This window comes from Pantoea sp. 18059 (assembly GCF_902706165.1).
Taxonomy (GTDB): Bacteria; Pseudomonadota; Gammaproteobacteria; order Enterobacterales; family Enterobacteriaceae; genus Pantoea; species Pantoea agglomerans.
In genome coordinates this window covers 88,381-112,134 of record NZ_CACSJS010000005.1, presented here as the reverse complement: position 1 = coordinate 112,134, position 23,754 = coordinate 88,381, and the positions used below count along the sequence as shown (strand labels likewise).

Below are 23,754 nucleotides of genomic sequence, written 5' to 3'. Positions count from 1 at the left end.
ATGCGCAATCCCGGACTCGCAAACGTTTGCCTGCACTGATAGAATTGCCGCGCTTTATTTTAAACCACCAACCGCAACTCGCGTGGGGACCTCGCAGTGACCGACAAAACCTCTCTCAGTTACAAAGACGCCGGTGTTGATATTGATGCTGGTAACGCTCTGGTTGACCGTATTAAAGGCGTAGTGAAAAAGACGCGTCGCCCGGAAGTGATGGGTGGACTGGGCGGTTTTGGTGCGCTTTGCGCGCTGCCGCAAAAATACCGTGAACCGGTGCTGGTCTCCGGCACCGATGGCGTTGGCACCAAGCTGCGTCTGGCGATGGATCTCAAACGTCACGATGCCATTGGTGTTGACCTGGTGGCGATGTGCGTCAACGACCTGGTAGTACAGGGCGCCGAGCCCCTCTTCTTCCTCGACTACTACGCTACCGGCAAACTGGATGTGGATACCGCCTCTGCGGTGATCACCGGCATCGCCGAAGGTTGTCTGCAGTCGGGTTGTGCGCTGGTGGGCGGTGAAACCGCTGAGATGCCAGGCATGTATCACGGTGAAGATTACGATGTGGCCGGTTTCTGTGTTGGCGTGGTGGAAAAGTCAGAGATCATTGATGGCAGCAAGGTGCAGGATGGCGACGTACTTATCGCCCTCGGCTCCAGCGGCCCGCACTCCAACGGCTATTCGCTGGTGCGTAAGATTCTGGAAGTCAGCAACACCGATCCGCTGGCTGAACAGCTGGAAGGCAAACCGCTGGCCGATCATCTGCTGGAACCGACCCGCATCTACGTGAAAAATATCCTGAGCCTGATTGAGCAGGTCGATGTGCACGCTATCGCACACCTGACCGGCGGCGGCTTCTGGGAGAATATTCCGCGCGTGCTGCCCGACAACACTCAGGCCGTCATCGACGAGAAGAGCTGGCAATGGCCGGCCGTCTTCAGCTGGTTACAGCAGGCAGGCAACGTCAGCCGTTTCGAGATGTACCGCACCTTTAACTGCGGCGTCGGCATGATCATCGCCCTGAGTCCGGCAGACGCGGACAACGCGATTGCGCTGATGCAGGCTGCGGGCGAGAAAGCCTGGAAGCTCGGCGTAATTAAAGCGTCTGATGCCGAAGAGCGTGTGGTCATCAACGGATGAAAAAGCTGGTTGTACTGATTTCCGGCAACGGAAGTAACCTTCAGTCCATCCTTGACGCCTGTGCAAGCGGGCGGATTCACGGCAGCGTGGCTGCCGTGTTCAGCAACCGCGCCGCCGCTTATGGCCTTACGCGGGCGCAGGAGGCAGGTATTCCTGCCCACTCGCTTGCCGCCAGCGACTTCACTGACCGCGAAGCCTTCGATCGCCAGCTCATCGCTGAAATCGAAGCCTACAGTCCAGACCTGATCGTGCTGGCCGGTTATATGCGCATTCTCAGCAGCGCGTTCGTGGCCCATTTTCACGATCGCCTGCTGAATATCCACCCTTCCCTGTTGCCGAAATATCCGGGTCTGCATACGCATCGTCAGGCGCTGGAAAATGGCGATAGCGAACATGGCACCTCCGTGCATTTCGTCACTGATGAGCTGGATGGGGGTCCGGTGATCCTGCAGGCAAAAGTCCCGGTTTTTCCCGGCGACAGCGAAGCGGAGATTACGGAGCGGGTGCAGCATCAGGAGCATGCCATCTATCCGATGGTAATCGGCTGGTTTGTTGAGGGTCGTCTGGCGATGCGTGACGGCCAAGCCTGGCTGGATGGCGAACCGCTGCCGCCGCAGGGTTATGCTAACGACTGACGCGACAGGGGAAGCCGGGGCTTCCCCTGAAGTGCTGGCGGTCGGGGTAAAGGCTCAGGGAACCTTTGAGCCGTCTGACATAACAACCTGCTCTGCTCCCGTTACTGACTTAACCGTAGCGCCCCGTAATATAATCTTCGGTCCGTCGCTGTTTTGGCGCGGTAAAGATACGGTCAGTCTCATCAAACTCCACTAACGCGCCCTGATGCATAAACGCGGTGTAATCTGACACGCGAGAAGCCTGCTGCATGTTGTGCGTCACCAGCACCAGCGTGAAATGCTGCTTGAGCGTGGTCATCAGCTCTTCAATCACCAGCGTGGAGATGGGATCCAGCGCGGAGGTCGGCTCATCCAGCAACAGAACTTCCGGTTCAATCGCAATGGCGCGGGCAATCACCAGCCGCTGCTGCTGTCCGGTAGAGAGCGTCAGCGCATTCTGTGACAGCTGATCTTTGACCTCACTCCACAGCGCCGCCGCGCGCAGCGCACGTTCACAGGCTTCGTTCAGCACCCGCCGATCGCGTACACCCTGTAAACGCAGCCCGTAGACCACATTTTCATAGATCGATTTTGGAAAAGGATTGGGGCGCTGAAACACCATGCCGACCCGACGACGCAGCGCCGAGAGATCCTGCTCAGGGCGCAGGATCGGCTGCGATCCCAGCAACACCTCACCCTCGACCCGGCAATGATCAATCACATCATTCATGCGATTAAAGCAACGCAGCAGCGTCGATTTGCCACAGCCGGATGGGCCAATCAGCGCGGTAATCTTGTTTTTCGGCACCTGCAGCGAAATAGCCTGCAGCGCCTGGCGCTCGCCATACCACAGCGACAGCTGGTTAACGGTCAGCGCGATATCCGTGTCGGACGTCATAGTCATAGCCTGTTATTGAGTCATAAGGCGATAGCGTTCACGCAGACGGTGACGCAGGCCCATCGCCAGCAGATTAAGCGACAGAATAATCAGCACCAGCAGCAGCGCGGTGGCGAACACCAGCGGCCGGTCAGCTTCAATATTCGGACTCTGAAACGCCAGATCGTAAATCTGGAAGCCCAGATGCATAAATTTGCGATCCAGATGCAGATAAGGAAACACCGCGTCGACGGGCAGTTCCGGCACCATTTTTACCACGCCAACCAGCATCAGCGGCGCGGTTTCACCAGCGGCACGCGCCACCGCCAGAATCAGGCCGGTCAGCATGGCAGGCACCGCCATCGGCAGCACCACGTTCCACAGGGTTTCCGCCTGAGTCGCGCCCAGCGCCAGCGAACCCTGCCGCAGGCTGTTGGGAATGCGGGATAGTCCCTCTTCGGTCGCCACAATCACCACCGGCAGCGTCAGTAGCGCCAGAGTCAGCGACGCCCACAGCAAACCAGGTGTCCCGAAGGTGGGATTGGGCAGCGCGCTGGCGAAGAAGAGCTGGTCTATCGTGCCGCCCACCAGCCAGACAAAGAAGCCCAGACCAAATACGCCATAGACGATTGAAGGAACGCCTGCCAGATTGACCACCGCGATGCGCACCACTCTGGTCAGCGCATTGCGTCCGGCATATTCATGCAGCCAGATGGCGGCGATGACACCCAGCGGCATCACGACCACCGACATCAGCAGCACCATCAGCACGGTGCCAAAGATCGCCGGGAACGCCCCGGATTCACTCTCGCCTTCAGCGGGTGAATCACTGACGAAACGCCACAGCTGATGCAGAAAATGCAGCGTTTTGCCGGTCAGCGTCATCGCGTTCGGCTTCCAGCTGTCAACGATTTCGGTCAGCGGGATCGCATGTTCGGTGCCATGCACATCCCGCAGGATTAACAGATCGCGCTGACTCTGCTGTTGCAGCGAAGCCAGTGTCTCGCTCAGCTGATTAAAACGGCGCTGCAAAGCGGCCTGATTGGCCTGATATTCTGACTCGGCCTGCAGATCAAAGCGCCCGGCAGCACGGTTTGTGGCCGCCTGCTCATCAAGCTGCTCACGCTGGCTGTTGAGGCGCGCCATATCGACCCGGCGAATCTGATTAGCCTGCCGCACCAGCATCTGCACCTGTCCGAGCCGCTGATGCAGCAGTGCATCGGGATCCTGCGCAGTCAGCTCTTCATTATCCTCACGCAGGCCGACAAACCAGCCGTATGCCTGACCGTGGCTGCGGCGCTGCAGCACCATGATGTCCGCAGGCTGGCTGACCTGCGCTGCCGTGCGACTGTAAACCACCCGGAAATCGGGTGCGTCCCAGTCACGGTTACCGGTTTTAATCAGATAACGATTAACCTGTCCGCCGCTGTTGCCCTGCTCATCTGCCGGGGCCGGAAAGCGCCGCTGATGTTCCAGGGTTTCACCCAGCAGGCGCGTCTCGGCCCCTTCAGGCTGGCTAAAAGTGTAGAGATCGACGCGCTGCGGCCAGAAAGCGCGCACGCCCTGCCAGGCCAGTAACCCAATCAGCAGCGTAAAGGCCAGCAGGCAGACGGCTACGGCACCGGCGGTTAGCCAGCGCCAGCGATCGTTCTGTTGCATCGCTTTCATGCCTGCTCCTCGTGCTGGCTGTAGCGCTGGCGCAGCCGCTGACGGATCAGCTCGGCAACCGTGTTGATCACCAGCGTAAACAGCAGCAGCATCAGGGCGCTAAGAAACAGCACGCGATAATGAGCACTCCCCGCCGCCGCTTCCGGCATCTCAATGGCGATATTGGCGGACAGCGCGCGCAGGCCGCTGAACAGGCCACCTTCACTTTGCGGCGTGTTGCCGGTCGCCATCAGCAAAATCATGGTTTCTCCTACGGCACGCCCCAGACCAATCATCAGAGCGGCAAAAATACCGGCGGAAGCACCCGGCAGCACGACGCGGGTCAGGGTTTGCCACGGCGTCGCGCCCAGTGCCAGCGAGCCCTGCCCCAGTGCAGCCGGCACGCTGAACAGCGCATCCTCAGAGAGGGTAAAGATCAGCGGTACCAGCGCAAAGCCCATCGCCAGTGCGGCTACCAGCAGATTGCGCTGTTCGTAATGCGGCAGCCAGTCGCCCGCATCCGGTATCAACAGCGTGGGCAGCCACAGCGTCAGCAGCGTGACCAGCAGTAACAGCGGCAGCAGAATCAGCACTTCATGACCCGGCTGACGCCAGCGCGGCGGTAAACGCGCGCTGAATACGCCGCACAGCAGCAGCGTGCCCGCCAGCGTCAGCGGCAGCAGCAGCACACCCACCAGCGCCTGACCAATATGCGGCGCGAGCCAGATCCCGGCAATCAGCCCCACCACTACGCTTGGCAGCGCACCCATCATCTCAATGGCCGGTTTGACCCAGCGTCGCAGGCCTGGCGCCATAAACCAGGCGGTGTACATCGCCGCCGCCAGCGCCAGCGGTGTGGCAAACAGCAGCGCTAAACTCGCCGCTTTCAGCGTACCCATCACCATCGGCATCAGGCTGAACTTGGCCTGATAACTGTCACCCGCCGCGGTCGATTGCCAGATCCAGTCCGGTCCGGGGTAATTTTCATACCAGATTTTTTGCCAGAAATTGCGCCAGGTGACGTCCGGCCACGGATTATCAAGCCGCAGGGTCTGCCAGCTTCCCGCCCGTTCAATCAGCAGGCTGTCGCCACGTGGCGAAAACTGCGCCTGCACAATGCCAGGTTCCAGCTGACGCTGCAGTATCGGGCCATCCTGCTTGCTGGCAAACAGCCGCAGCATCCCCTGTTTACTGAGCGTCGCAAACACGCGGCGTTGTGATTCCGTCACCAGAATGGTCTCACCGTCGCTGTTGGCAAAAGTACGAATGCGCTGCAGGCGCGGCCCCTGTTCGCTGGCGATAGCAAACCACTGCGTGACGCCGCTGCCATCCTGGATCAGCAGGCTTGTGCCGCCCACCAGCAGATGCAGACTTTTTGGCCGCTGCGGCAGGGCGTGCGTTTCGCGCAATAGTGCACGGTCATCGTCAAGTTGCCAGACCCGCAGCAGATTGCCTTCGGTGGTGTAGAGCAGATCGCCGGACGGCGAGAGCGCCAGCAGATCCAGCTGGCGTTGCGGCAGCGGGATAACCGAGGCCTGGCGATCGGTGCCGAGCGTCAGCACCCGGAGTCCGGCCTCAGTGAGTGCGGCTATACGCCACTGACCCGCATGGCGCGTCGCCAGCGCCATCTTCGTCACTGCGCCATCGGGCAGATGAAACGGTTTGTCTCCCAGCGGAAAACGCCACTGCTGGTCGGCGGTTGGCTGAATCAGAGTCAGCGCACCCTGCATATTCAGCAGTAACGTCTGCTCATCGGCACTCCGCACTATCTCCCCGGGCGGCGGGGTCAGGGCCAGTGCCGGTTCCGCAGGCTGACCATCCAGCGGAATAAAACGCGCCGCACCGCGCTCGCTGATGCGCCAGCCGACCTTCCCCTGATTGCCAATCGCTAAGGCTGGCGCACGATCCCAGAGTTGCTGGCTGGCCGCAATCTGCAGGCCCGGCGCATTAAACAGCGGTAATACCACGCCAATCAGCCAGCAGAAGAGCAGCAGCATCAATAGCAGGATCGCCACGCCACAGCAGGTGACCAGTCGCCGTGTCAGACGGTCAACGGCACGACGCTTACGATCGCTGAATTGGACAGGAATGTGGTTTGCGCTCATGCGGTTCCGCTAGCAGGCCAAAATAAGCCGCTATGTTGCCCGTAGCCGATTGATAAGACAACTCCTGGCGTTGGACAACGCTGCCATACTCTCGCCATAATGTTGGTGGATACTGGATCTTCAGTCCTGCAACCGCTAAATGGAGTGAGAATGGGTCAGGTAAAGCTTTATATTGAAAAAGAATTAAGCTGGTTATCCTTTAATGAACGGGTTTTGCAGGAAGCAGCAGACAAAAGCAATCCACTGATTGAGCGGATGCGCTTTCTGGGTATCTACTCCAACAATCTCGACGAATTCTATAAAGTGCGTTTCGCCGACCTCAAACGCCGCATTCTGATTGGTGAAGAGCAGGGTTCCGCCAGTACACCACGCCATCTGTTTAAGAAAATTCAGCAGCGGGTAATGAAGTCCGATCAGGAGTTTGATGCGTTATATAACGATCTGCTGCTGGAGATGGCACGTAACCAGATCTTCCTGATCAACGAACGTCAGCTCTCATCCAATCAGCAGGCGTGGCTGCGCCACTACTTCAAGCACGAGCTGCGTCAGCATATCTCGCCGATTCTGATCACCCATGAAACGGATCTGACCGAATTCCTTAAAGATGACTACACCTACCTGGCGGTAGAGATCATTCGCGGTGACAATATTCAGTATGCGCTGCTGGAAATTCCGTCCGACAAAGTCCCGCGTTTCATCAATTTACCGGCAGAGCCACCGCGCCGCCGTAAGCCAATGATCCTGCTGGATAACATTCTGCGCTACTGCCTGGATGACATTTTTAAAGGTTTCTACGACTACGACGCGCTCAACGCCTATTCAATGAAAATGACGCGTGACGCCGAGTACGACCTGGTCACGGAGATGGAGTCGAGCCTGCTGGAGCTGATGTCCTCCAGTCTGAAGCAGCGACTGACGGCGGAACCGGTGCGTTTCGTCTACCAGCGCGATATGCCAGACACGATGGTGTCGCTGCTGTGCCACAAGCTTTCCATCTCAAACCTGGACTCCATCCTGCCAGGCGGCCGCTACCACAACTTCAAAGACTTTATCGGCTTCCCTAACGTCGGCAAAAATAACCTGGTGAACCGCCCGCTGCCGCAGATTCGCCACATCGGCTTTGATGGCTTCCGCAACGGCTTTGATGCGATTCGCAATCGCGACGTGCTGCTCTACTACCCGTACCACACCTTTGAGCATGTGCTGGAGCTGCTGCGTCAGGCGTCGTTCGACCCCAGCGTGCTGGCGATAAAAATCAACATCTACCGCGTTGCTAAACACTCCCGCATCATGGATGCGATGATCCATGCCGCCTACAACGGTAAAAAAGTCACGGTGGTGGTGGAGCTGCAGGCGCGCTTTGATGAAGAAGCCAATATTTACTGGGCGAAACGCCTGACTGAAGCGGGCGTGCATGTCATTTTCTCCGCACCAGGCCTGAAGATCCACGCCAAGCTGTTCCTGATCTCACGCCGCGAAGGCGAAGAGATTGTGCGCTACGCGCATATCGGTACCGGCAACTTTAACGAGAAAACCGCGCGTCTCTATACGGATTACTCGTTGCTGACCGCGGATGCGCGCATCACCAATGAAGTGCGTCGGGTATTCAACTTTATTGAGAATCCCTACCGGCCCGTGACGTTCGATCATCTGATGGTCTCGCCGCAGAACTCGCGCCGGATGCTGTATGAGCTAATCGACACCGAAATTGCTAATGCGCAGCAGAATAAGCCCTGCGGCATTACTCTGAAAATCAACAATCTGGTGGACAAAGGTCTGGTTGATCGGCTTTATACAGCCTCCAGCGTAGGGGTGAAGGTTAATCTTCTGGTGCGCGGAATGTGCTCATTAATCCCTGACTTGCCCGGGATCAGTGAAAATATTCGTGTCATCAGTATTGTTGACCGTTATCTGGAACACGATCGCGTCTATATTTTTGAGAATGGCGGCGATAAGAAGGTGTTCCTCTCCTCCGCTGACTGGATGACACGTAACATTGATTACCGTATCGAAGTGGCAGTGGCGATTCTCGATCCCCACATCCGGCAGCGCATACTCGACATTATTGCTATTCAGTTGAGTGATACGGTGAAAGCCCGCATCGTCGATAAAGAGTTGAGTAACCATTACGTCCAGCGCGGCAATCGTCGTAAAGTGCGATCGCAGCTGGCCATTTATGATTACATCAAGAAACTGGAACAACCTGAATAAATCCTATGCCAATTTCTCATAAAAGTACGCCAAAACCCCAGGAGTTTGCGGCGATTGACCTGGGCTCGAACAGTTTCCATATGGTGATTGCGCGGGTTGTCGATGGTGCGATGCAGGTACTGGGCCGCCTTAAGCAGCGCGTCCATCTGGCTGACGGGCTGGATGCCCGGCACAACCTCAGCGAGGAAGCGATGGAGCGGGGGTTAGCCTGCCTGGCCCTGTTCGCCGAGCGCCTGCAGGGGTTCAGTCCAAGCAACGTGACGATTGTCGGTACCCACACGCTGCGCGAGGCGGTCAACGCCGAAACCTTCCTGCAACGCGCGGCCGAGGTGATCCCCTATCCGATCGAGGTGATTTCGGGCCATGAAGAGGCTCGCCTGATCTTTATGGGCGTTGAACACACCCAGCCGGAGAAAGGCCGCAAGCTGGTGATCGATATCGGCGGCGGCTCCACCGAACTGGTCATTGGTGAGGATTTTGAACCGCAACTGGTTGAGAGCCGACGTATGGGTTGCGTCAGTTTCGCCCAGCTCTATTTCCCGAAAGGTGAAATCAGCCGTGAAAACTTCCGTCGCGCCCGTTTAGCGGCCGCACAGAAGCTGGAAACGCTGGCGTGGCAATATCGTCTGCATGGCTGGCAATATGCGCTGGGCGCGTCCGGCACCATCAAAGCCGCCTGCGAAGTGCTGCTGGCGATGGATGAAAAAGAGAAGCTGATTACGCCTGAGCGCCTCGAAAAGCTTTATGACGAGGTGATGAAACACAAATCCTTTGCTGCACTCAGCCTGCCGGGTCTGTCGGAAGAGCGTAAAGGCGTGTTTGTACCCGGGCTGGCGATTCTGTGCGGCGTATTTGATGCGCTGGCCATTCGCGAATTGCGCCTCTCCGACGGTGCGCTGCGTGAAGGTGTGCTCTATGAGATGGAGGGCCGTTTCCGCCATCAGGATATTCGTAGCCGTACTGCACAGAGTCTGGCGAACCATTACGCTATCGACAGCGATCAGGCACGACGCGTGCTCGACACCACCGAGCAGCTTTATCTGCAGTGGCGCGAGCAGAATCAGAAACTGGCGAATCCACAACTGGCCGCACTGCTGAAATGGGCGGCGATGCTGCACGAAGTGGGCCTGACCATCAATCACAGCGGCCTGCAACGCCATTCAGCCTATATTCTGCAAAACACCAACCTGCCGGGCTTCAATCAGGATCAGCAGATGCTGCTGGCGGCGCTGGTCAGATTCCATCGTAAAGCGATAAAGCTTGATGAGCTGCCGCGCGTGACGCTGTTCAAGAAAAAGCAGTTTGTACCGCTGATCTTCCTGCTTCGCCTGGGTACCCTGTTGAATAATCAGCGACAGGCCACCACGCGTCCGGAGGCGTTAACCCTGAAATGCGATGATGGCCACTGGACGCTGACCTTCCCGGCGGGCTATTTCACGCAGAACAACCTGGTTCAGCTCGATCTTGAACGGGAGCAGGTTTACTGGAATGACGTCACGGGATGGAAACTGATCCTCGAAGAAGAAGTCTGACAACACGGGCGCCTGGCGCCCGTTTAACTGAAATGATGAATATGACACAACCAACCGCACCCCTTTCAGGCGAAAACTATTTTGCCGAAACCTATGGTTTAACGCCGCCCCACTCCGAAGTGGTTGCGGCGCTGCCCCAGCTCAACGTCGGCAAGGCGCTTGACCTTGGCTGTGGCGTGGGACGCAATACGCTGTTTCTGAATCAGCACGGTTTTGACGTCACGGCGTGGGATCATAATCCGCAAAGCCTGGCGCGCCTGCAGGAGATTATTGCGCAGGAAAATCTCAGCGGCATTCATACCGAGCAGCGCGACCTGAACAACACGCGCTTTAATGGCGGCTTCAACTTTGTGCTATCGACTGTGGTGATGATGTTCCTGCAGCCGCAGACTATTCCGCAGCTGATTGCCGACATGCAGGCCTGTACGGTCAGAGACGGTTTTAACCTGATCGTGGCGGCGATGAACACGGACGATATGCCCTGCCCGGCTGATTTCTCCTTTGCGTTTAAATCAGGCGAGCTCAGCCACTACTACCGCAACTGGCACATCGTGAAGTACAACGAGCACCCCGGTCAGTTGCATCGCACAGATGAAAATGGCAACCGCATCACCTGTCGTTTTGCGACGCTGCTGGCGCAAAAAGCGAGTTACTGATTTTTATCTGCTGTTTTTTTCAACAGCGATTGATTTCATCAGGCGACTGTGACTAAATATTGCAGTCGCCCCAGATGGGGTCATTACAGGAACCACCCCGCGTGAACAGCGCTATTTCTCCCCGAAGACGTCAAAAAACCGGCACCATGACCCGCATTGTGCTGCTGATTAGTTTTATCATTCTTTTTAGTCGCCTGATTTTTATCCTGCCTGCTGCCTTCGAGCATCATCAGCAACAGAAAGCTATTCCTGAACCGGTTGCCATAACATCAGGCGATACGCGATAGCGAATAACCAATAACGACATTTCGCCTGAAACGCACCTGAAACTTAAACGTTATCCAGATAACTGGACTCTTTTTTGCATCCCTTTTTCAGGCGAAACGCTACACTTCGTGCTGGTGCTTTCAGACTTAAGGGATCCAATGTGTCTGCCTCTCACTCTCAACGTTTAAGTGAAATACGTCATCGCATTCTGACGCTGCTGCTCAGCGAGCACGATCTGGTTGATGCCCTGCTGGAGAAATCGGGCGATCTCAATCCTGAACAGCAACGTGAAAATGCGGCCCAGCGTGACGCGCTGGAACAGGACATTCTGCAACTGCATGCCGCTGACCTCGCGGATATTCTCGAAGCCCTGCCCGAAGAAGAACGTCAGGCGCTGTGGCGGCTGGTGCCGAACGAGCGGCGCGGCCATGTGCTGGTTGAAGCGTCTGAAACGGTCTGGGCCAGCCTCACCGAAGAGATGAGCGACCGCGATATCCTGCGCGCTATCCAGCCGCTGGATATCGACGATCAGGTCTGGCTGGCGCGTTATCTGCCACGTGACCTGACCGGACGCCTGCTGGCAACGGTGGAGCCCGCCCTGCGCGCCCGCATGCTCGATATGGTGCAGCTTGACCGTGACCGCGTGGGCCGGGTGATGGATTTCAATATCCTGACGGTGCGTGAAGATGTCACGCTTGCAACAGTGCAACGCTTTCTGCGCAAGCGCAAAAGCATGCCGGGCGGTACCGATAAACTCTTTATCACCAATAAAGATAATCAGCTGCTGGGCGAACTGCTGCTGACGGACATCCTGCTTAACAAACCCAAAACCCTGGTGAGCGACGTGATGAACGCGCGCCCTACCACCTTCCAGCTCAATGATAAGGCCGAAGACGCAGCCAGCGCCTTTGAACGTTATAACCTCATTTCTGCCGCCGTCACCGACGCCAAAGGCAAGCTGATTGGCCGCGTGACCATTGAAGACATCATCGACCTGGTGAATGCCGAAAACGAAAGCAACATTCGTAAAATGGGGGGGATCAGTCAGGAAGAGGATGTGTTTGCGCCGGTGCGTAAATCGGTACGTAAACGCTGGGCCTGGCTGGCGATTAACCTCTGTACCGCCTTTGTCGCCTCACGGGTTATCGGGCTGTTTGAAGGGACGATTTCGCAAATCGTGGCGCTGGCCACGCTGATGCCGATCGTCGCGGGTATCGGCGGCAATACCGGTAATCAGACCATCACCATGATTGTGCGGGCGCTGGCCTTACATCAGGTTGAACCGGGCAACTTTTCGTTTTTGATCGTCCGCGAGCTTGGCGTGGCGCTGATCAACGGCCTGTTCTGGGGCGGCATCATGGGCGGTATCACCTGGCTGATGTATGACAATATGGCGCTGGGCGGCGTTATGATGCTGGCCATGGCGCTGAATCTGCTGCTGGCCGCGCTGATGGGCGTGCTGGTGCCGCTGGTCATGACTAAAATGAATCGCGATCCCGCCGTCGGCTCCAGCGTATTGATCACCGCCCTTACTGACACCGGCGGCTTCTTTATTTTCCTGGGACTGGCGACGATCTTCCTGCTGCCGCACTGATCGTCAGGCTTGCAGGCCGTAACGTTGCAGCGACCCGTTAAGATTGCGCTGCCGCGTTACCTGTGCCAGCTCTCGGGTCGCCGCAGGCAGCGTATAGTTACCACGCTGAATCAGCCACTCCAGCACATCCGCTAAGTGCCAGATGGCGGTTTTACCGTCATGCACCGGCAGCGGAAACGGCGGGCGGTGGCTGAGCATCAGCTTACGCATATTCTGACGCGTCATGCCGATGATCTCCGCAACATCCGTCAATCCCACAAAATCGGGTGCGGCTTCCACCAGCGTGGCCCCCGGTATCGCACGCAACACATCCTCTTCTGCCTGCTTCAATACATCCGTTGCAGAGTCGGACTCCCGGGTGAACTCCAGTGCAATTCTGCCCGGCATGCCCAGGCCGATTAGCGCATCATCACAGCCTGCTGCTGCCAGCGTTTCCAGCAGTTCATCCACCGGCGCATGCCCTTCCGGCAGGCTGAACCGTAATGTGAAACAATATTCCATATGCTTCTCCTTGTGCTGCATCAGGACTTCAGATAGTGACAGTTGTCGACCACGCGTCGCAGCGCGCGGGCATGCTGATGTGCGTTTTTTGGTGTGCTCCAGATACAGGTCAGACAAAACTCCCCGCATCGGCACATCAACAGATTTTTCGGACAGTACATTTTTCCCCAGGCGTGATGGCCTCCCGTGACGACCAGCCAGCCCTGGGATTCGGCGTAATGTAACGCCGTTTCGATCTCTTTGTTGGGATGCCGCTTCCTTGCCATGTTTTTCCCTATCCTGACGCCGAATTGATAAGTTGTCAACTGACAACCTGATGAAATTATCTTAGTGCGGCTCAGCATGCGCAGACTTTTTCTCGCAGTAAAACAGTCAGGGTATAAACTGGAAAACGTCACACAAAAAACGATCAGCGCCAGAAGTCATCTGGCAGCAGAAACGATTAACAACGGAGGCAATATGTTTAAAGCAGAGGATTTTGTTCAGTCGAAAACCGGCGGCCCGAAAATGCAGGTGCTGCGCGTCGAAGGTGACACCTTATGGTGTGCACGCGTTGATGATGCAGCGAGAAAAGAGATCGAAGTGAAAGCAGAGAGCGTCAATCACTATCACGAAGAGGGTGACTTTGGCGTGTGCTGAGGTGAAACGGCCCCTGACGGGGCCAGACTGTCAGGGCTTATCCTGCTGAAGGTTGTCATTTCCCAGGCCGCCAATAAACGGCAGACGCAGCCGGAACGGTGTGAAATCGACTCCCATGTTCAGACCCAGCAGATTCACTTCAAATCCCTCTTCTGCACCCAGCGTCACTCCCGCCACACCCAGAATCGACACCTGCACACCGCGCCCGGATGGCGGCAGCCCGACCGGACGCCACAGTGGCCGGTAATCTTTACCCAGCGCGTTAGCGGGCAGATCAAGCCTTAAAGCGGGTACTTCGCGGCCAATATGCGCCAGGAAGGTGTTGCTGTTCGGTCCTGGCCAGGCGCGGTAGGTTGTCGGCCACGGATAGGATTTAATGGCGGCTTCAATCTGCGGGATCATCGCTTCTGCTTCCGGTCCGCGATGTTCCACCAGCAGCCGCGGTTTTGCGCCATACCAGTAGCCATCAGGCAGGTTGGTGTTGCGCCGAACTTTATCGCCGCTGCCCCAGCTAATCACTTCGTAGCGGGTGAAGCGCGTTTCACCTGCGCGCTTGAAGATGATCCACGGATGCACCGCCACCGCCCCTTTCCAGCCGTAAGTCGGCGCGGCATAAACCTGCACAATAGCCAGGCTATATAAAGCGCGCGGGTCGGGCGCTATCCCGGACGAATCACGTCGGGCGGTCGCCCAGCCGCCCGGCTCTGCGGTTTCGCTGTGACGCGTCGCCTGCGCAATGCTGGCTCCCAGCGATAGCAGCAGTACGGCAACAAAAAACAGGCTGAACACTTTAAGTGAGAGCATGACAACATTCCTGGTGACGTAAGAATCGCGAAACGCCTGTTCAGCAGGCGGTTTCAGTAAGCGGCGGCTTTGGGATACGGACGATCGATGAAAGCGGCGGATAAAAGCGGGACACAAATGACGTCAGTTGCGGGCTTTTACTGCATGGAGGATAGCGTAATTTCCGGCAAAGTGAATAATAAAACGCCAGCGGCGAGGTGGGATGCGCTGAAAAGTTAAAACAGCGAGTCTGCGCACGGTCAGAGCAATAAAAAAGCCCGCTGGTTAGCGGGCTTCAGAATTATCAGGGCTTAACTGGCTAAGGCCAGGTTATTCCCACTCAATGACAAATAAACATAAATAACACTTACACAACAACAGGTTAAAAACAATCTACTATCAAATACCATTAAAAATACCATAAAAAGAAAAAGCACATCAGAGCATGAGCAGCATCGTAGCGGACTGTCAAAGAACCCCGAGCCTTAAGGGCTGCGTTGTACTGTTTCCAGTTGGTAGCTCGATAGCGGGACTTGCGGGGCTGACTCATGCTGCAAGCCTACCGCTTAAAGGGCAACGATTTATGCAATAATGCCTTTTTAAGAAAGATCTAATTGCCAAGGCCCTATGCTACATTTGATTCAAATTGTAAAATAATGGAATAGGTGCAGCATGAGTTTCTTCGATAAATTCAGCGCGGACAAGTTGAAAGATGCGGCTGCAGTTGCCAAAAAGAAGCTTGGTGACGCAGCGGGCAAAGGCGCAGAGGCGGCAACCGCCGCGTCACAAATGGTCAAAGACTTCGATTATCAAGAAGCGCAAGCAACTGCTAAGCGTACTGCGTCAAACATAGCGGACCAGGCGGGCAAAGCTACAACGAAGGCTATCGATACAGTCATGGAACATGACTATGCGGGCACCCGTGACTATCTTGCAGATCAGGCCGTCAAGGCGAGCGATGGCGTTGTGAACATGAAAGACAGTGCCGTCGATGCCGTACAGAGTTTCGACCTGAACGAAACAACAGAAGCCGCTATAAAATTTTCCAAGCAATCAGCAAGCAAGCTCAACCGCATGTTCCGCGATACGCTAGAACTGGATAAGACCACGTTCGACATGGTCAACGACGTTAAAAAGCGTCTACCTACCCCAGCAAGCTCCGTGGACGACATCTACGAGCAATGCCGCAAAGAATCAATTCGACGCGCGATTGCTGCTTTTATGCCAGGAGGCATCCTAGATGAAAAAAGTGCTGCTAAATATGGCAAGCTGACTGACGACTACGATACTTATCGACACGATAAACATGGCACGTTTGGTGACTACTCCCATGCAAAGCCCTCTGATAAAACGCCGAACGGCACAGTTTTCCGGAATGACTACAACCCGGATGAACCTTTGGTCTATGAACGAGATAAGGCTACTATTGTCTCGGTCGATCACATCACCTCAAGAAAAGAAATCTTCTCTTCTCAGCTGTTGAAAATGGGCCTGACCGATGAACAGTTGGGTAAGGTCGTGAACGACCCCGGCAATCTGAAGTACATTCACCGAAGCATCAACAGCCAAAAGGGTGAGGCTGACCTGTATGACTGGCTGTCCACGAATTCCAAGCCACATCCTACCGATGACGGTAAGTTGATCGTGACGATCAAGGGATCAGGTAAAGAGCATGTCATCGACAAAAAGGCGGTCGATAAAATTTATGCAGAGAGTAAGCAGGTTATCCGCTCTGCAAAAATCCAAGCAGTTAAAGAGATCGGTACCACTGTTGCCCTCACTGGCGCGACCATGGCCGCACAACAGGTCGTGGGCCTGATTGTGGTGGAGACCATTGACGTGTTCCTGGACGAACTGAAACGCATGAAGTTTGTCTCCGAAGAAGGAATTGTTGAGGAGATGAAGCTCAGCAAGAATCGCCTGAGCGCTGAACTCGCCAAGCGTTTTGAAGAACGTCAAATTTGGTCGCGTGCGAAATCGCTGGGTATCGAGGCTGGCGTAGCAGGCGCCTTGAGCGTGATACCTCAGATTCTCATTTCTTTGGTATTGAAGATGCCTTCATTTGTCTATGCGCTGATTCGTGAGAGCACCCTCAGCGTCGTGCGTGCAATCCGTATCGTTACCAGCAATGAGCCAGAAAAACTGGTGGCCTTGCAAGTCGTGATTATGGGTGCGGCATCGGCTGTTGTCGGCATTTACGCCCAACGGGTTATTAGCCAAGGCATTGCCGCAGTGCCATTACTGAATAAATTCAACTCACAAGTCTCCTCGGTCCTGTCAGGGGTGATTGTCACCGCTGTCCCCTTGGCCGCGATTTACACGTTCGAGCAAAACAAATCAAAGTTGGTGCTAAAATTGGTCGGTCCCAAATAGCAGAGAGCCACTATGCAAAACAAAAAGGCCCGCCAAAACAACTGGCGGGCCTTTTTGTAATCTGAGAGCTCTATGCTGCGGGCATGATGAGTTTGAATATGCCAGCCTCAAGCTGCGCAGCTTCGGATTGGACCATTCGCAGACATTCGTCTGCGAATGGTCCAATCCGATAGAGTTAGAGAGATGTATTCCTGTGTCGTCCAGGAAAACCGACCGTACTAACTGACGATTGTGTCTAATACTAGAGACAGATCAATCAGTCTCACAACGATCCCCTAAAGGATTTTTACCATTCTAATCTTTTGAACAATTCCCTTGATGCAGAAATGTTCAACAAAGTATAATTACTGGACGTGTAAAAATAATTGATATGCTATGGATAAAAATGAATATTGGATTAACTGAAATATTATCATTTGGTGCATTAATTGTATCGGCATTCAGTATGCTGTATGCAAAAAAGCAAAGTGATTTTGCAAAGAGAAATCATTTTAATGACTATCGTTCTCATTTATCTCAATCTCATTTGACATATAGAAAAGCACTACTTAAAACACAAAACAAACATAAAAATGATCTTCTTGAATTGAGTAGAGTAGCTGGGGAAACATTAGTAAAAATAGTTAACCATTTCGACCGATATGACACCAATCAACATGCAGAGAGATATCTAAGGCATTTACTGCATGAAAGTTCAGAAATGGTTTTCCGTACATTCCAAGGGCAACTTGCCTGGCAAACTTCAGAAAACATATCACATAGATTTTACCAAATATCTTTTATTGAGGATCATCTCAATCCAGTTAAAAATATATTTGGAGATTGTTCTTTCAGAGAAAAAATAAATTTAAAGTATCATTTAGAACCAAATACATACCTAGAGGCGGATTTAGTGAATGATACTTATTTTTGCAATCTGGTTTTAGAGATGAAAGCAAGACTTGATCAATCTAAACTACAAGAGTTGATGAGCAACGTTCAAAAAGAAATGATTAACTTCAATACGTTGTACAACAATCTAAAAGCCAACCTTACCATAAGCGCTAATTACCTTGACGATTTAATCTTTCAGGGAAATAAAGAGCACTTCCAACTGAGAGAATCCCCAAAACTTTACTCTGAAATGAAAAGAACAAAAACACAATTGAGAACATTAGGTTATGTAGACATGCCTGAGGTGTTAGATAAGTCTTTTAGTGGGAAGCTTAATTTCTCAATATCCAAAAGTATCCATTTATGTGCTCTCCTTCATGCAATACAATGTTTATATTCATGGGGCTGGGACTATGAATAATAAAGTACTCCTAATTTGATACGGGAATTTAAATCTTTCATATTATTAAAAAGAACACCAATAGATAAAATTTATTGGTATTCTTTTATCAAGTCAGGCAATTAAAAAATCACCCCCTTATTCCCACTCGATGATCAATGCCACCTTAAAACACTATAAAATCAATAGGTTCGAATTTTCTTTGCATGTCGATACCACACAAAATACCATGGTAAGAAAACCTGGGAGCTGTACTGTTCGCGTCGCCCGACGCAAAACGCTTTTAGACTGACTACTTGCACTCCACAAGGGGTATTCGTCCAAAAGCGGTTATTCAAAGAAGTCAACGCCCCGGGTAGGATCTTCCGCTTGCTTCCACCAGACTTACATCATCACGAAGCAATGTCACCATCTCTTCATGATGTGCTGTTATCTGCTGATCGTCCCAGCTTGTATTTCGAGTGATTTCCGCCATTCTTTTGAGCTTGGGACTTTGAAGTTCAATCGTATCCATGAAGTTTTCGGCCTTCGCTCTGGGAAGGCTATTGCTGAATTTTGAATTCGCGCTGACGCTTACGAGCGCGAGGTTGCCAAGCAGGTTAAGGCTAGAACCTGAAACAACCGCGCCCGACTGTTCTCTATCCGGATGCTGTGGATAAAAGTGCTCAATGGAATTTCTGAACTGAAATTTGAAATCTCGTTTTGAGGAATCGCTCAACAGAAGATAGTCGAGATACGAAAAGACGATACGGCTGATACCTAACCCTTGTGGTTGCTGATCTTCCTCAAAGGGGAATGTCTCTTTGACCTTGCTGCGGGCATACCCCTTCAACAAATCGGCAAGATCCGCATGTTTCGCGTCTTGAGGGGCTTTAACGGATAGCCAGCGAAGAACTTTGGTAATCCAGTGCATCGTTCGCGGAGAAGTGTAGGTAATCCGAAGCATGGACTGAAGCAGCAACACATCTCGTGTATGTGGGTCAGCACCGCCGTCCTCCTCTAAGTTTCCATTGCTGGCCGAGAAAACATGGATGTACGTCGGGGTTGGCTTCTTGTCCGCGCCGCCTTTCTTCAATCGCTGGAGAGACCAATCGCCATCGTCACCGATGTTCGCCGTGAATTGACGCTTCAAGATGAAGCCATCGAAAAGGTTGCGGCACTTGAGAAGCATGAATGCAAAGCTACGCACCCAATCGGCTTTAGCATCGGGTATATTATTTACGGCGTCGTCAAATGACTTGATGAGGCGCTTGTCGTCAAGCTGGCCTTCGTCTTCGACCTCATCGCCTTTCATGATTCTTAGCACGTGTAGCAGAAAGGCCGGAAACTCAATAGTCGAACGAAACCGCTCGTTGCCTTCGTCTTCAGTGGAATTTGACTCGATCTCTTTAGCGTATTTTGACAACGCCTCATCCAAGGACAACGATACCCCTTCGGAGGATTGCCTTGATGTATTGATGCCGGATTGCGGACGACTTTCCATTAGCGACGCGAAGCTGGTCACCTCCAACCAGGACCATTCATCGCCAAATACTTTGTTTCGCAAACTGGTGTCACCACGGGTCAGAGACATCTGGACATAAGAATCCATGTCAGCACAGGCATTCCAAACCCACGCGAAGCATTCGCGTTCATATTGATTGGGCAGCTTGCTCATCAGGCGAGCCTTAACAATATCAACCTGCTTGAGTTGCTGCCCACGAGTGTTCATGATCTCGAAGTAGCGATTGAGGTCGGTATTGGGTGGCAGCGAGGCACGGACGACAGTCACCTTCGTTAGCAAGAAATCGGAGAATTTTTCGCGTGAGCGATTAAGAGCTTCATTTTGTTTGAAGAACTGATTGATGATGCTGTAGCCTTCATGGATGCCAGCATCTGCATTACTCGTGGAGCCCTGCGGTCGGACGTGCTCCTTAGCCGCCTCCTGTGCTACTCGCCGCAGGGCTTCCGTTGCCCGTGCTCGCGACTCATATTGCAAGTGGCCTGCATGGCCAACCGACGGCTTCTCACCCTCACCATCTTGCTCCAGGAATGTCAGAAGCAGATAGAGAGTTGTCAGTCGTTGTTGTCCATCTATGACCTCGAACTCGTCCTCTCTACCCCGCTTGATTACAACAAGGTTCCCAAGAAAATAGTCGTCCTGACCCCCAACCACCGAGTCTTGAATATCGCTGATAAGTTGCTCAATCTGTTCGGCCCGCCAAGCATAGTTCCGTTGATAAACAGGAATCAGATAATTGTCCGTGAATAGCGTGCCTACTGTTAGCAGTTCGGGTTTCAACTCCTTCTTGCTCATTGCAGCCCCTTGATAAAAGCAACGAGTTCCTTTTCGTGGTTATCGTTGTATGGCTGACTTGCTATTGGAAGTTTGCGGACAACACTTCCAGTCATCGCGTTGCGTAGCAAAACAAAAGGCGATTTATTTGCATCGTTTTTACCTCGCGCTCGGTTGTCAGCAGATACAAATTGCACACGAAGTAACTCGACCCGTAAGGCATATGCCCATGCGAATAACCTATTTCGCACTTCATCTAAATCTTCATCGCCAAACTTGTTTGTATAGCAAAGCAGCGCGGCAATGAACAATTCGTACACGTAGCGGTAGCGACTTTGAGATGGGCCAAAGTTTTTGAAACCTCTGTCGATAACCTCTTTCTCCAGTATCTTCAATTCGTCAAGCATGAATGTCACCATCTCGAAAAATGAGCGCCCAGCGATTATCGGGGCATCAAGCTGAAAGCGGCTGCGCCCGGCATTTCGTGCATCATGTGTAGAGGACACCGCCCATGCACTTAGAAGTGGCATAGCGGCTTGTGCTGCAAGGTGATATCGCAGATTTGGCGAAAATGATCTGTTGGATCGTGATGAAATTCCCTTGAACATGCCGATGTCCCGAATAGCAAATTCGAGCGAGTTTTCGCCTCGTGACCACTTGGATATCCGGTATAAAAAAGTAGAAAAAAGCCTGTCCAGATCCTCATCTTTTACGGCTTCCCAAGCCTCAACGACAGCCATTTTCATAGCAGCGGACTCATCGTGCATTTCGCGCAGGTGGTGTGCTTTGAGCAAGTCGTGAGGGGCAAGCGGTTTGCCGCGATAGTTCTGGGAATCAAAGACACGAAATGCCTCATCAATATCGTCCGTCACAATACGCACCAACTGACATTTGTGACAGATAAAATCCAAAAATTCTTTTTTATCTTCCAACTGCGACAGGCGCCTTTGAAGCTCCATCCAAACCAGGGAGACAGGGGTTTCGCTGTTACCAGACACCGAAATCTGATGATTTATCGGATCTAAGGCCGCAAGAATCATTCGCAAAGTCAGCAGACGTTGCTGTCCGTCGACTACATTGAGATACTCACCATCATCGTGAAGAATGATTGCACCCAAAACATAGGGAATATCTTTTCGTTCGGTATCTTGAAGAGCTTCGCTGAGATCATCCACCAGTTGTAGAGCGGTCGATACTTCCCAACTGTATGGGCGTTGATAGTTCGGTATCCGAAGGCCTTGCTTGAGTAGTTCATCCACAGTGACTGCACTAACACCGTCCTCTCCGTTAATCGCCATTGCTATGTCCCGTCATTGAACATTTTCTATTTTCTCAGCGTGTTTTCCGCAAACTTTATTCACTCATATGGAGACTTCGATTCCGAGCGGCGGCTGTCTTGTTCACAATTTCGATCACGAGGTGCTCCTCTGGCGCATATTTAACGATCTGGAGGCTTGGGTCGAGAGAGCGGTTCTGAGACCAAAAGCGGGCATCGATGACATCAGCACAGCGCTGCAATGCACCCGGTTGTCGATACCATGGCATTTGCTGATACGGTAACATGGTATTTGCTATATCTTTGATTCAGCGTCGGCCTTATACCTTGAAAAATGCCATTGATAATGCAGTCAATATCATCAATGGCACTCACTAAATCAAATAAAAAAATAGGTTAAATAATAGCCTCACTCCCACTCAATCGTCGCTGGTGGCTTACCGCTGATGTCATACACCACGCGGGAGATGCCGTCGACTTCATTGATGATGCGGTTAGAGACACGGCCCAGGAAATCATACGGCAGGTGTGCCCAGTGTGCGGTCATAAAGTCGATGGTTTCCACCGCACGCAGCGAGACAACCCAGTCATATTTACGGCCATCGCCCATCACGCCGACTGAACGTACCGGCAGGAAGACGGTGAAAGCCTGGCTGACTTTGTTATAGAGATCCGCTTTATGCAGCTCTTCAATGAAGATGGCATCGGCACGGCGCAGCAGGTCGCAATACTCTTTCTTCACTTCGCCCAGCACGCGCACGCCCAGACCTGGACCCGGGAACGGATGGCGATAGAGCATGTCGTAAGGCAGGCCCAGCTCCAGACCAATCTTACGCACTTCATCTTTGAACAGCTCACGCAGCGGCTCAACCAAGCCCATCTTCATCTCTTTCGGCAGGCCGCCGACGTTGTGATGCGATTTGATGACGTGCGCCTTACCGGTTGCAGAGGCCGCAGACTCAATAACATCCGGATAGATGGTGCCCTGTGCCAGCCACTTAACGTCCTGCAGCTTCAGCGCTTCTTCGTCGAAGACTTCCACAAAGACGCGACCGATAATTTTACGTTTCGCTTCCGGCTCATTCTCACCTGCCAGCGCGTCGAGGAAGCGCGCTTCGCCTTCAACGTGAATAATGTTGAGGCCGAAGTGGTCGCCAAACATATCCATAACCTGTTGTGCTTCGTTCAGGCGCAGCAGGCCGTTATCTACGAACACACAGGTCAGACGGTCGCCAATGGCGCGATGCAGCAGCATTGCCGTCACGGAGGAGTCAACACCACCAGACAGGCCGAGGATCACTTTGTCGTTGCCGACCTGCACACGCAGGCGTTCAACCGCATCTTCAATGATTTTGGCTGGCGTCCACAGGGCTTCACATTCACAGATGTCGATAACGAAGCGCTCAAGCATCCGCAGGCCCTGGCGGGTATGGGTCACTTCCGGGTGGAACTGCACGCCGTAGAAACGCTTCTCTTCGTTAGCCATGATGGCGAACGGACAGGTTTCTGTGCTGGCAACGGTCACGAAGTCAGCCGGGATCGCCGTGACTTTGTCGCCGTGGCTCATCCAGACATCCAGCAGCGGTTTGCCAGCGGCGCTGATCGCATCTTCAATATCGCGAACCAGGGCGCTTGGCGTCGTCACTTCGACCTGCGCATAACCAAACTCGCGCTCGGTTGAGCCAGCAACGGTGCCGCCCAGCTGCATCGCCATCGTCTGCATACCGTAGCAGACACCCAGCACCGGCACGCCAGCGCTGAAGACATATTCAGGCGCACGCGGGCTGTTCAGTTCGGTGGTGCTCTCCGGGCCACCGGAAAGGATGATGCCGCTTGGATTGAACTGCCGAATCTGCTCTTCGGTGACATCCCATGCCCAGAGTTCACAGTAAACGCCCAGCTCGCGCACGCGACGTGCAACCAGCTGAGTATATTGTGAGCCGAAATCGAGAATCAGAATGCGATGCTTATGGATATTTTCCGTCGTCATTGAG

19 protein-coding genes and 1 pseudogene are annotated in these 23,754 nt (G+C 53.5%); 10 read left to right on the top strand and 10 right to left on the bottom strand.

Annotated features, from left to right (window positions below):
- Nucleotides 1-96 precede the first annotated feature (96 nt).
- Nucleotides 97-1,137 (top strand): phosphoribosylformylglycinamidine cyclo-ligase, encoded by a 1,041-nt coding sequence (purM, locus tag GVJ63_RS14595; RefSeq protein ID WP_010671337.1) that lies wholly within the window; start codon nt 97-99, stop codon nt 1,135-1,137.
- Nucleotides 1,134-1,772, top strand: a complete 639-nt coding sequence (gene purN, locus GVJ63_RS14590) for a phosphoribosylglycinamide formyltransferase (protein ID WP_010671336.1) — start codon at nt 1,134-1,136, stop codon at nt 1,770-1,772. Before purM ends, purN begins: the two co-directional genes overlap by 4 nt.
- Nucleotides 1,773-1,881: 109 nt before the next feature.
- Here the strand turns inward: purN and pstB are convergent, their stop codons facing one another.
- Genes pstB through GVJ63_RS14575 form a run of 3 tightly spaced genes read right to left on the bottom strand, consistent with a single transcriptional unit; the run spans nt 1,882 to nt 6,380 of the window.
- Nucleotides 1,882-2,649: a phosphate ABC transporter ATP-binding protein PstB gene (pstB, locus tag GVJ63_RS14585; RefSeq protein ID WP_010260068.1), complete on the bottom strand. Its 768-nt coding sequence runs from the start codon at nt 2,647-2,649 to the stop codon at nt 1,882-1,884.
- Between the two features lie 12 nt (nt 2,650-2,661).
- A complete protein-coding gene (pstA, locus tag GVJ63_RS14580) occupies nt 2,662-4,296 on the bottom strand; it encodes a phosphate ABC transporter permease PstA (RefSeq protein WP_124890198.1) in 1,635 nt (544 codons plus the stop codon).
- Nucleotides 4,293-6,380: an ABC transporter permease subunit gene (locus GVJ63_RS14575; protein WP_124890199.1), complete on the bottom strand. Its 2,088-nt coding sequence runs from the start codon at nt 6,378-6,380 to the stop codon at nt 4,293-4,295. Before GVJ63_RS14575 ends, pstA begins: the two co-directional genes overlap by 4 nt.
- Nucleotides 6,381-6,530: 150 nt before the next feature.
- On the opposite strand from GVJ63_RS14575, the gene ppk1 reads away from it, so the two are divergent.
- The 5 genes from ppk1 (at nt 6,531) to mgtE (ending at nt 12,640) form a co-directional block, all read left to right on the top strand.
- Nucleotides 6,531-8,591 carry a polyphosphate kinase 1 gene (ppk1, locus tag GVJ63_RS14570; protein ID WP_010260075.1) on the top strand — a complete coding sequence of 687 codons (2,061 nt, stop codon included), beginning with the start codon at nt 6,531-6,533 and terminating at the stop codon, nt 8,589-8,591.
- A 5-nt stretch (nt 8,592-8,596) separates the two neighbouring features.
- Entirely contained in the window at nt 8,597-10,123 is a 1,527-nt protein-coding gene (ppx, locus tag GVJ63_RS14565) for an exopolyphosphatase (RefSeq protein WP_010260078.1), read from the top strand.
- A 41-nt stretch (nt 10,124-10,164) separates the two neighbouring features.
- Nucleotides 10,165-10,779 (top strand): tellurite resistance methyltransferase TehB, encoded by a 615-nt coding sequence (gene tehB / locus GVJ63_RS14560; protein WP_010671332.1) that lies wholly within the window; start codon nt 10,165-10,167, stop codon nt 10,777-10,779.
- A gap of 101 nt (nt 10,780-10,880) precedes the next feature.
- Nucleotides 10,881-11,066 (top strand): YfgG family protein, encoded by a 186-nt coding sequence (locus tag GVJ63_RS14555; RefSeq protein ID WP_010671331.1) that lies wholly within the window; start codon nt 10,881-10,883, stop codon nt 11,064-11,066.
- 140 nt (nt 11,067-11,206) lie between these two features.
- The gene (gene mgtE, locus GVJ63_RS14550; protein ID WP_010671330.1) at nt 11,207-12,640 is read left to right on the top strand and encodes a magnesium transporter; all 1,434 of its coding nucleotides are present in this window, start codon (nt 11,207-11,209) and stop codon (nt 12,638-12,640) included.
- Between the two features lie 3 nt (nt 12,641-12,643).
- Here the strand turns inward: mgtE and GVJ63_RS14545 are convergent, their stop codons facing one another.
- Entirely contained in the window at nt 12,644-13,141 is a 498-nt protein-coding gene (locus GVJ63_RS14545; RefSeq protein ID WP_010671329.1) for an AlpA family transcriptional regulator, read from the bottom strand.
- Between the two features lie 20 nt (nt 13,142-13,161).
- On the bottom strand, nt 13,162-13,407 hold the full coding sequence (locus GVJ63_RS14540) for a hypothetical protein (RefSeq protein WP_159227056.1): 246 nt from the start codon (nt 13,405-13,407) through the stop codon (nt 13,162-13,164).
- A 193-nt stretch (nt 13,408-13,600) separates the two neighbouring features.
- Between GVJ63_RS14540 and GVJ63_RS14535 the strand changes: the two genes are divergently transcribed.
- Nucleotides 13,601-13,780 (top strand): DUF2158 domain-containing protein, encoded by a 180-nt coding sequence (locus tag GVJ63_RS14535; RefSeq protein WP_159227055.1) that lies wholly within the window; start codon nt 13,601-13,603, stop codon nt 13,778-13,780.
- Between the two features lie 30 nt (nt 13,781-13,810).
- On the opposite strand, the gene GVJ63_RS14530 is transcribed toward GVJ63_RS14535, so the two are convergent.
- Nucleotides 13,811-14,584 (bottom strand): DUF3750 domain-containing protein, encoded by a 774-nt coding sequence (locus GVJ63_RS14530; RefSeq protein ID WP_010260100.1) that lies wholly within the window; start codon nt 14,582-14,584, stop codon nt 13,811-13,813.
- A 433-nt stretch (nt 14,585-15,017) separates the two neighbouring features.
- Nucleotides 15,018-15,113: pseudogene (locus GVJ63_RS22560) on the bottom strand (IS5/IS1182 family transposase); the annotation flags it as partial.
- A 122-nt stretch (nt 15,114-15,235) separates the two neighbouring features.
- Between GVJ63_RS22560 and GVJ63_RS14520 the strand changes: the two are divergent.
- Both GVJ63_RS14520 and GVJ63_RS14515 read left to right on the top strand, forming a co-directional pair.
- The gene (locus tag GVJ63_RS14520; RefSeq protein ID WP_159227053.1) at nt 15,236-16,936 is read left to right on the top strand and encodes a hypothetical protein; all 1,701 of its coding nucleotides are present in this window, start codon (nt 15,236-15,238) and stop codon (nt 16,934-16,936) included.
- A 385-nt stretch (nt 16,937-17,321) separates the two neighbouring features.
- On the top strand, nt 17,322-18,230 hold the full coding sequence (locus tag GVJ63_RS14515) for a hypothetical protein (protein WP_159227052.1): 909 nt from the start codon (nt 17,322-17,324) through the stop codon (nt 18,228-18,230).
- Between the two features lie 322 nt (nt 18,231-18,552).
- Here GVJ63_RS14515 and GVJ63_RS14510 read toward each other — a convergent pair whose 3' ends face one another.
- The 3 genes from GVJ63_RS14510 to guaA all read right to left on the bottom strand — a co-directional run bounded on the left by GVJ63_RS14510 (nt 18,553) and on the right by guaA (nt 23,750).
- A complete protein-coding gene (locus tag GVJ63_RS14510; protein WP_159227051.1) occupies nt 18,553-20,505 on the bottom strand; it encodes a DUF262 domain-containing protein in 1,953 nt (650 codons plus the stop codon).
- Complete coding sequence (locus tag GVJ63_RS14505; protein ID WP_159227050.1) at nt 20,502-21,782, bottom strand: DUF262 domain-containing protein; 1,281 nt, start codon at nt 21,780-21,782, stop codon at nt 20,502-20,504. Before GVJ63_RS14505 ends, GVJ63_RS14510 begins: the two co-directional genes overlap by 4 nt.
- A gap of 387 nt (nt 21,783-22,169) precedes the next feature.
- Nucleotides 22,170-23,750, bottom strand: a complete 1,581-nt coding sequence (gene guaA / locus GVJ63_RS14500; RefSeq protein WP_010671325.1) for a glutamine-hydrolyzing GMP synthase — start codon at nt 23,748-23,750, stop codon at nt 22,170-22,172.
- Nucleotides 23,751-23,754 lie beyond the last annotated feature (4 nt).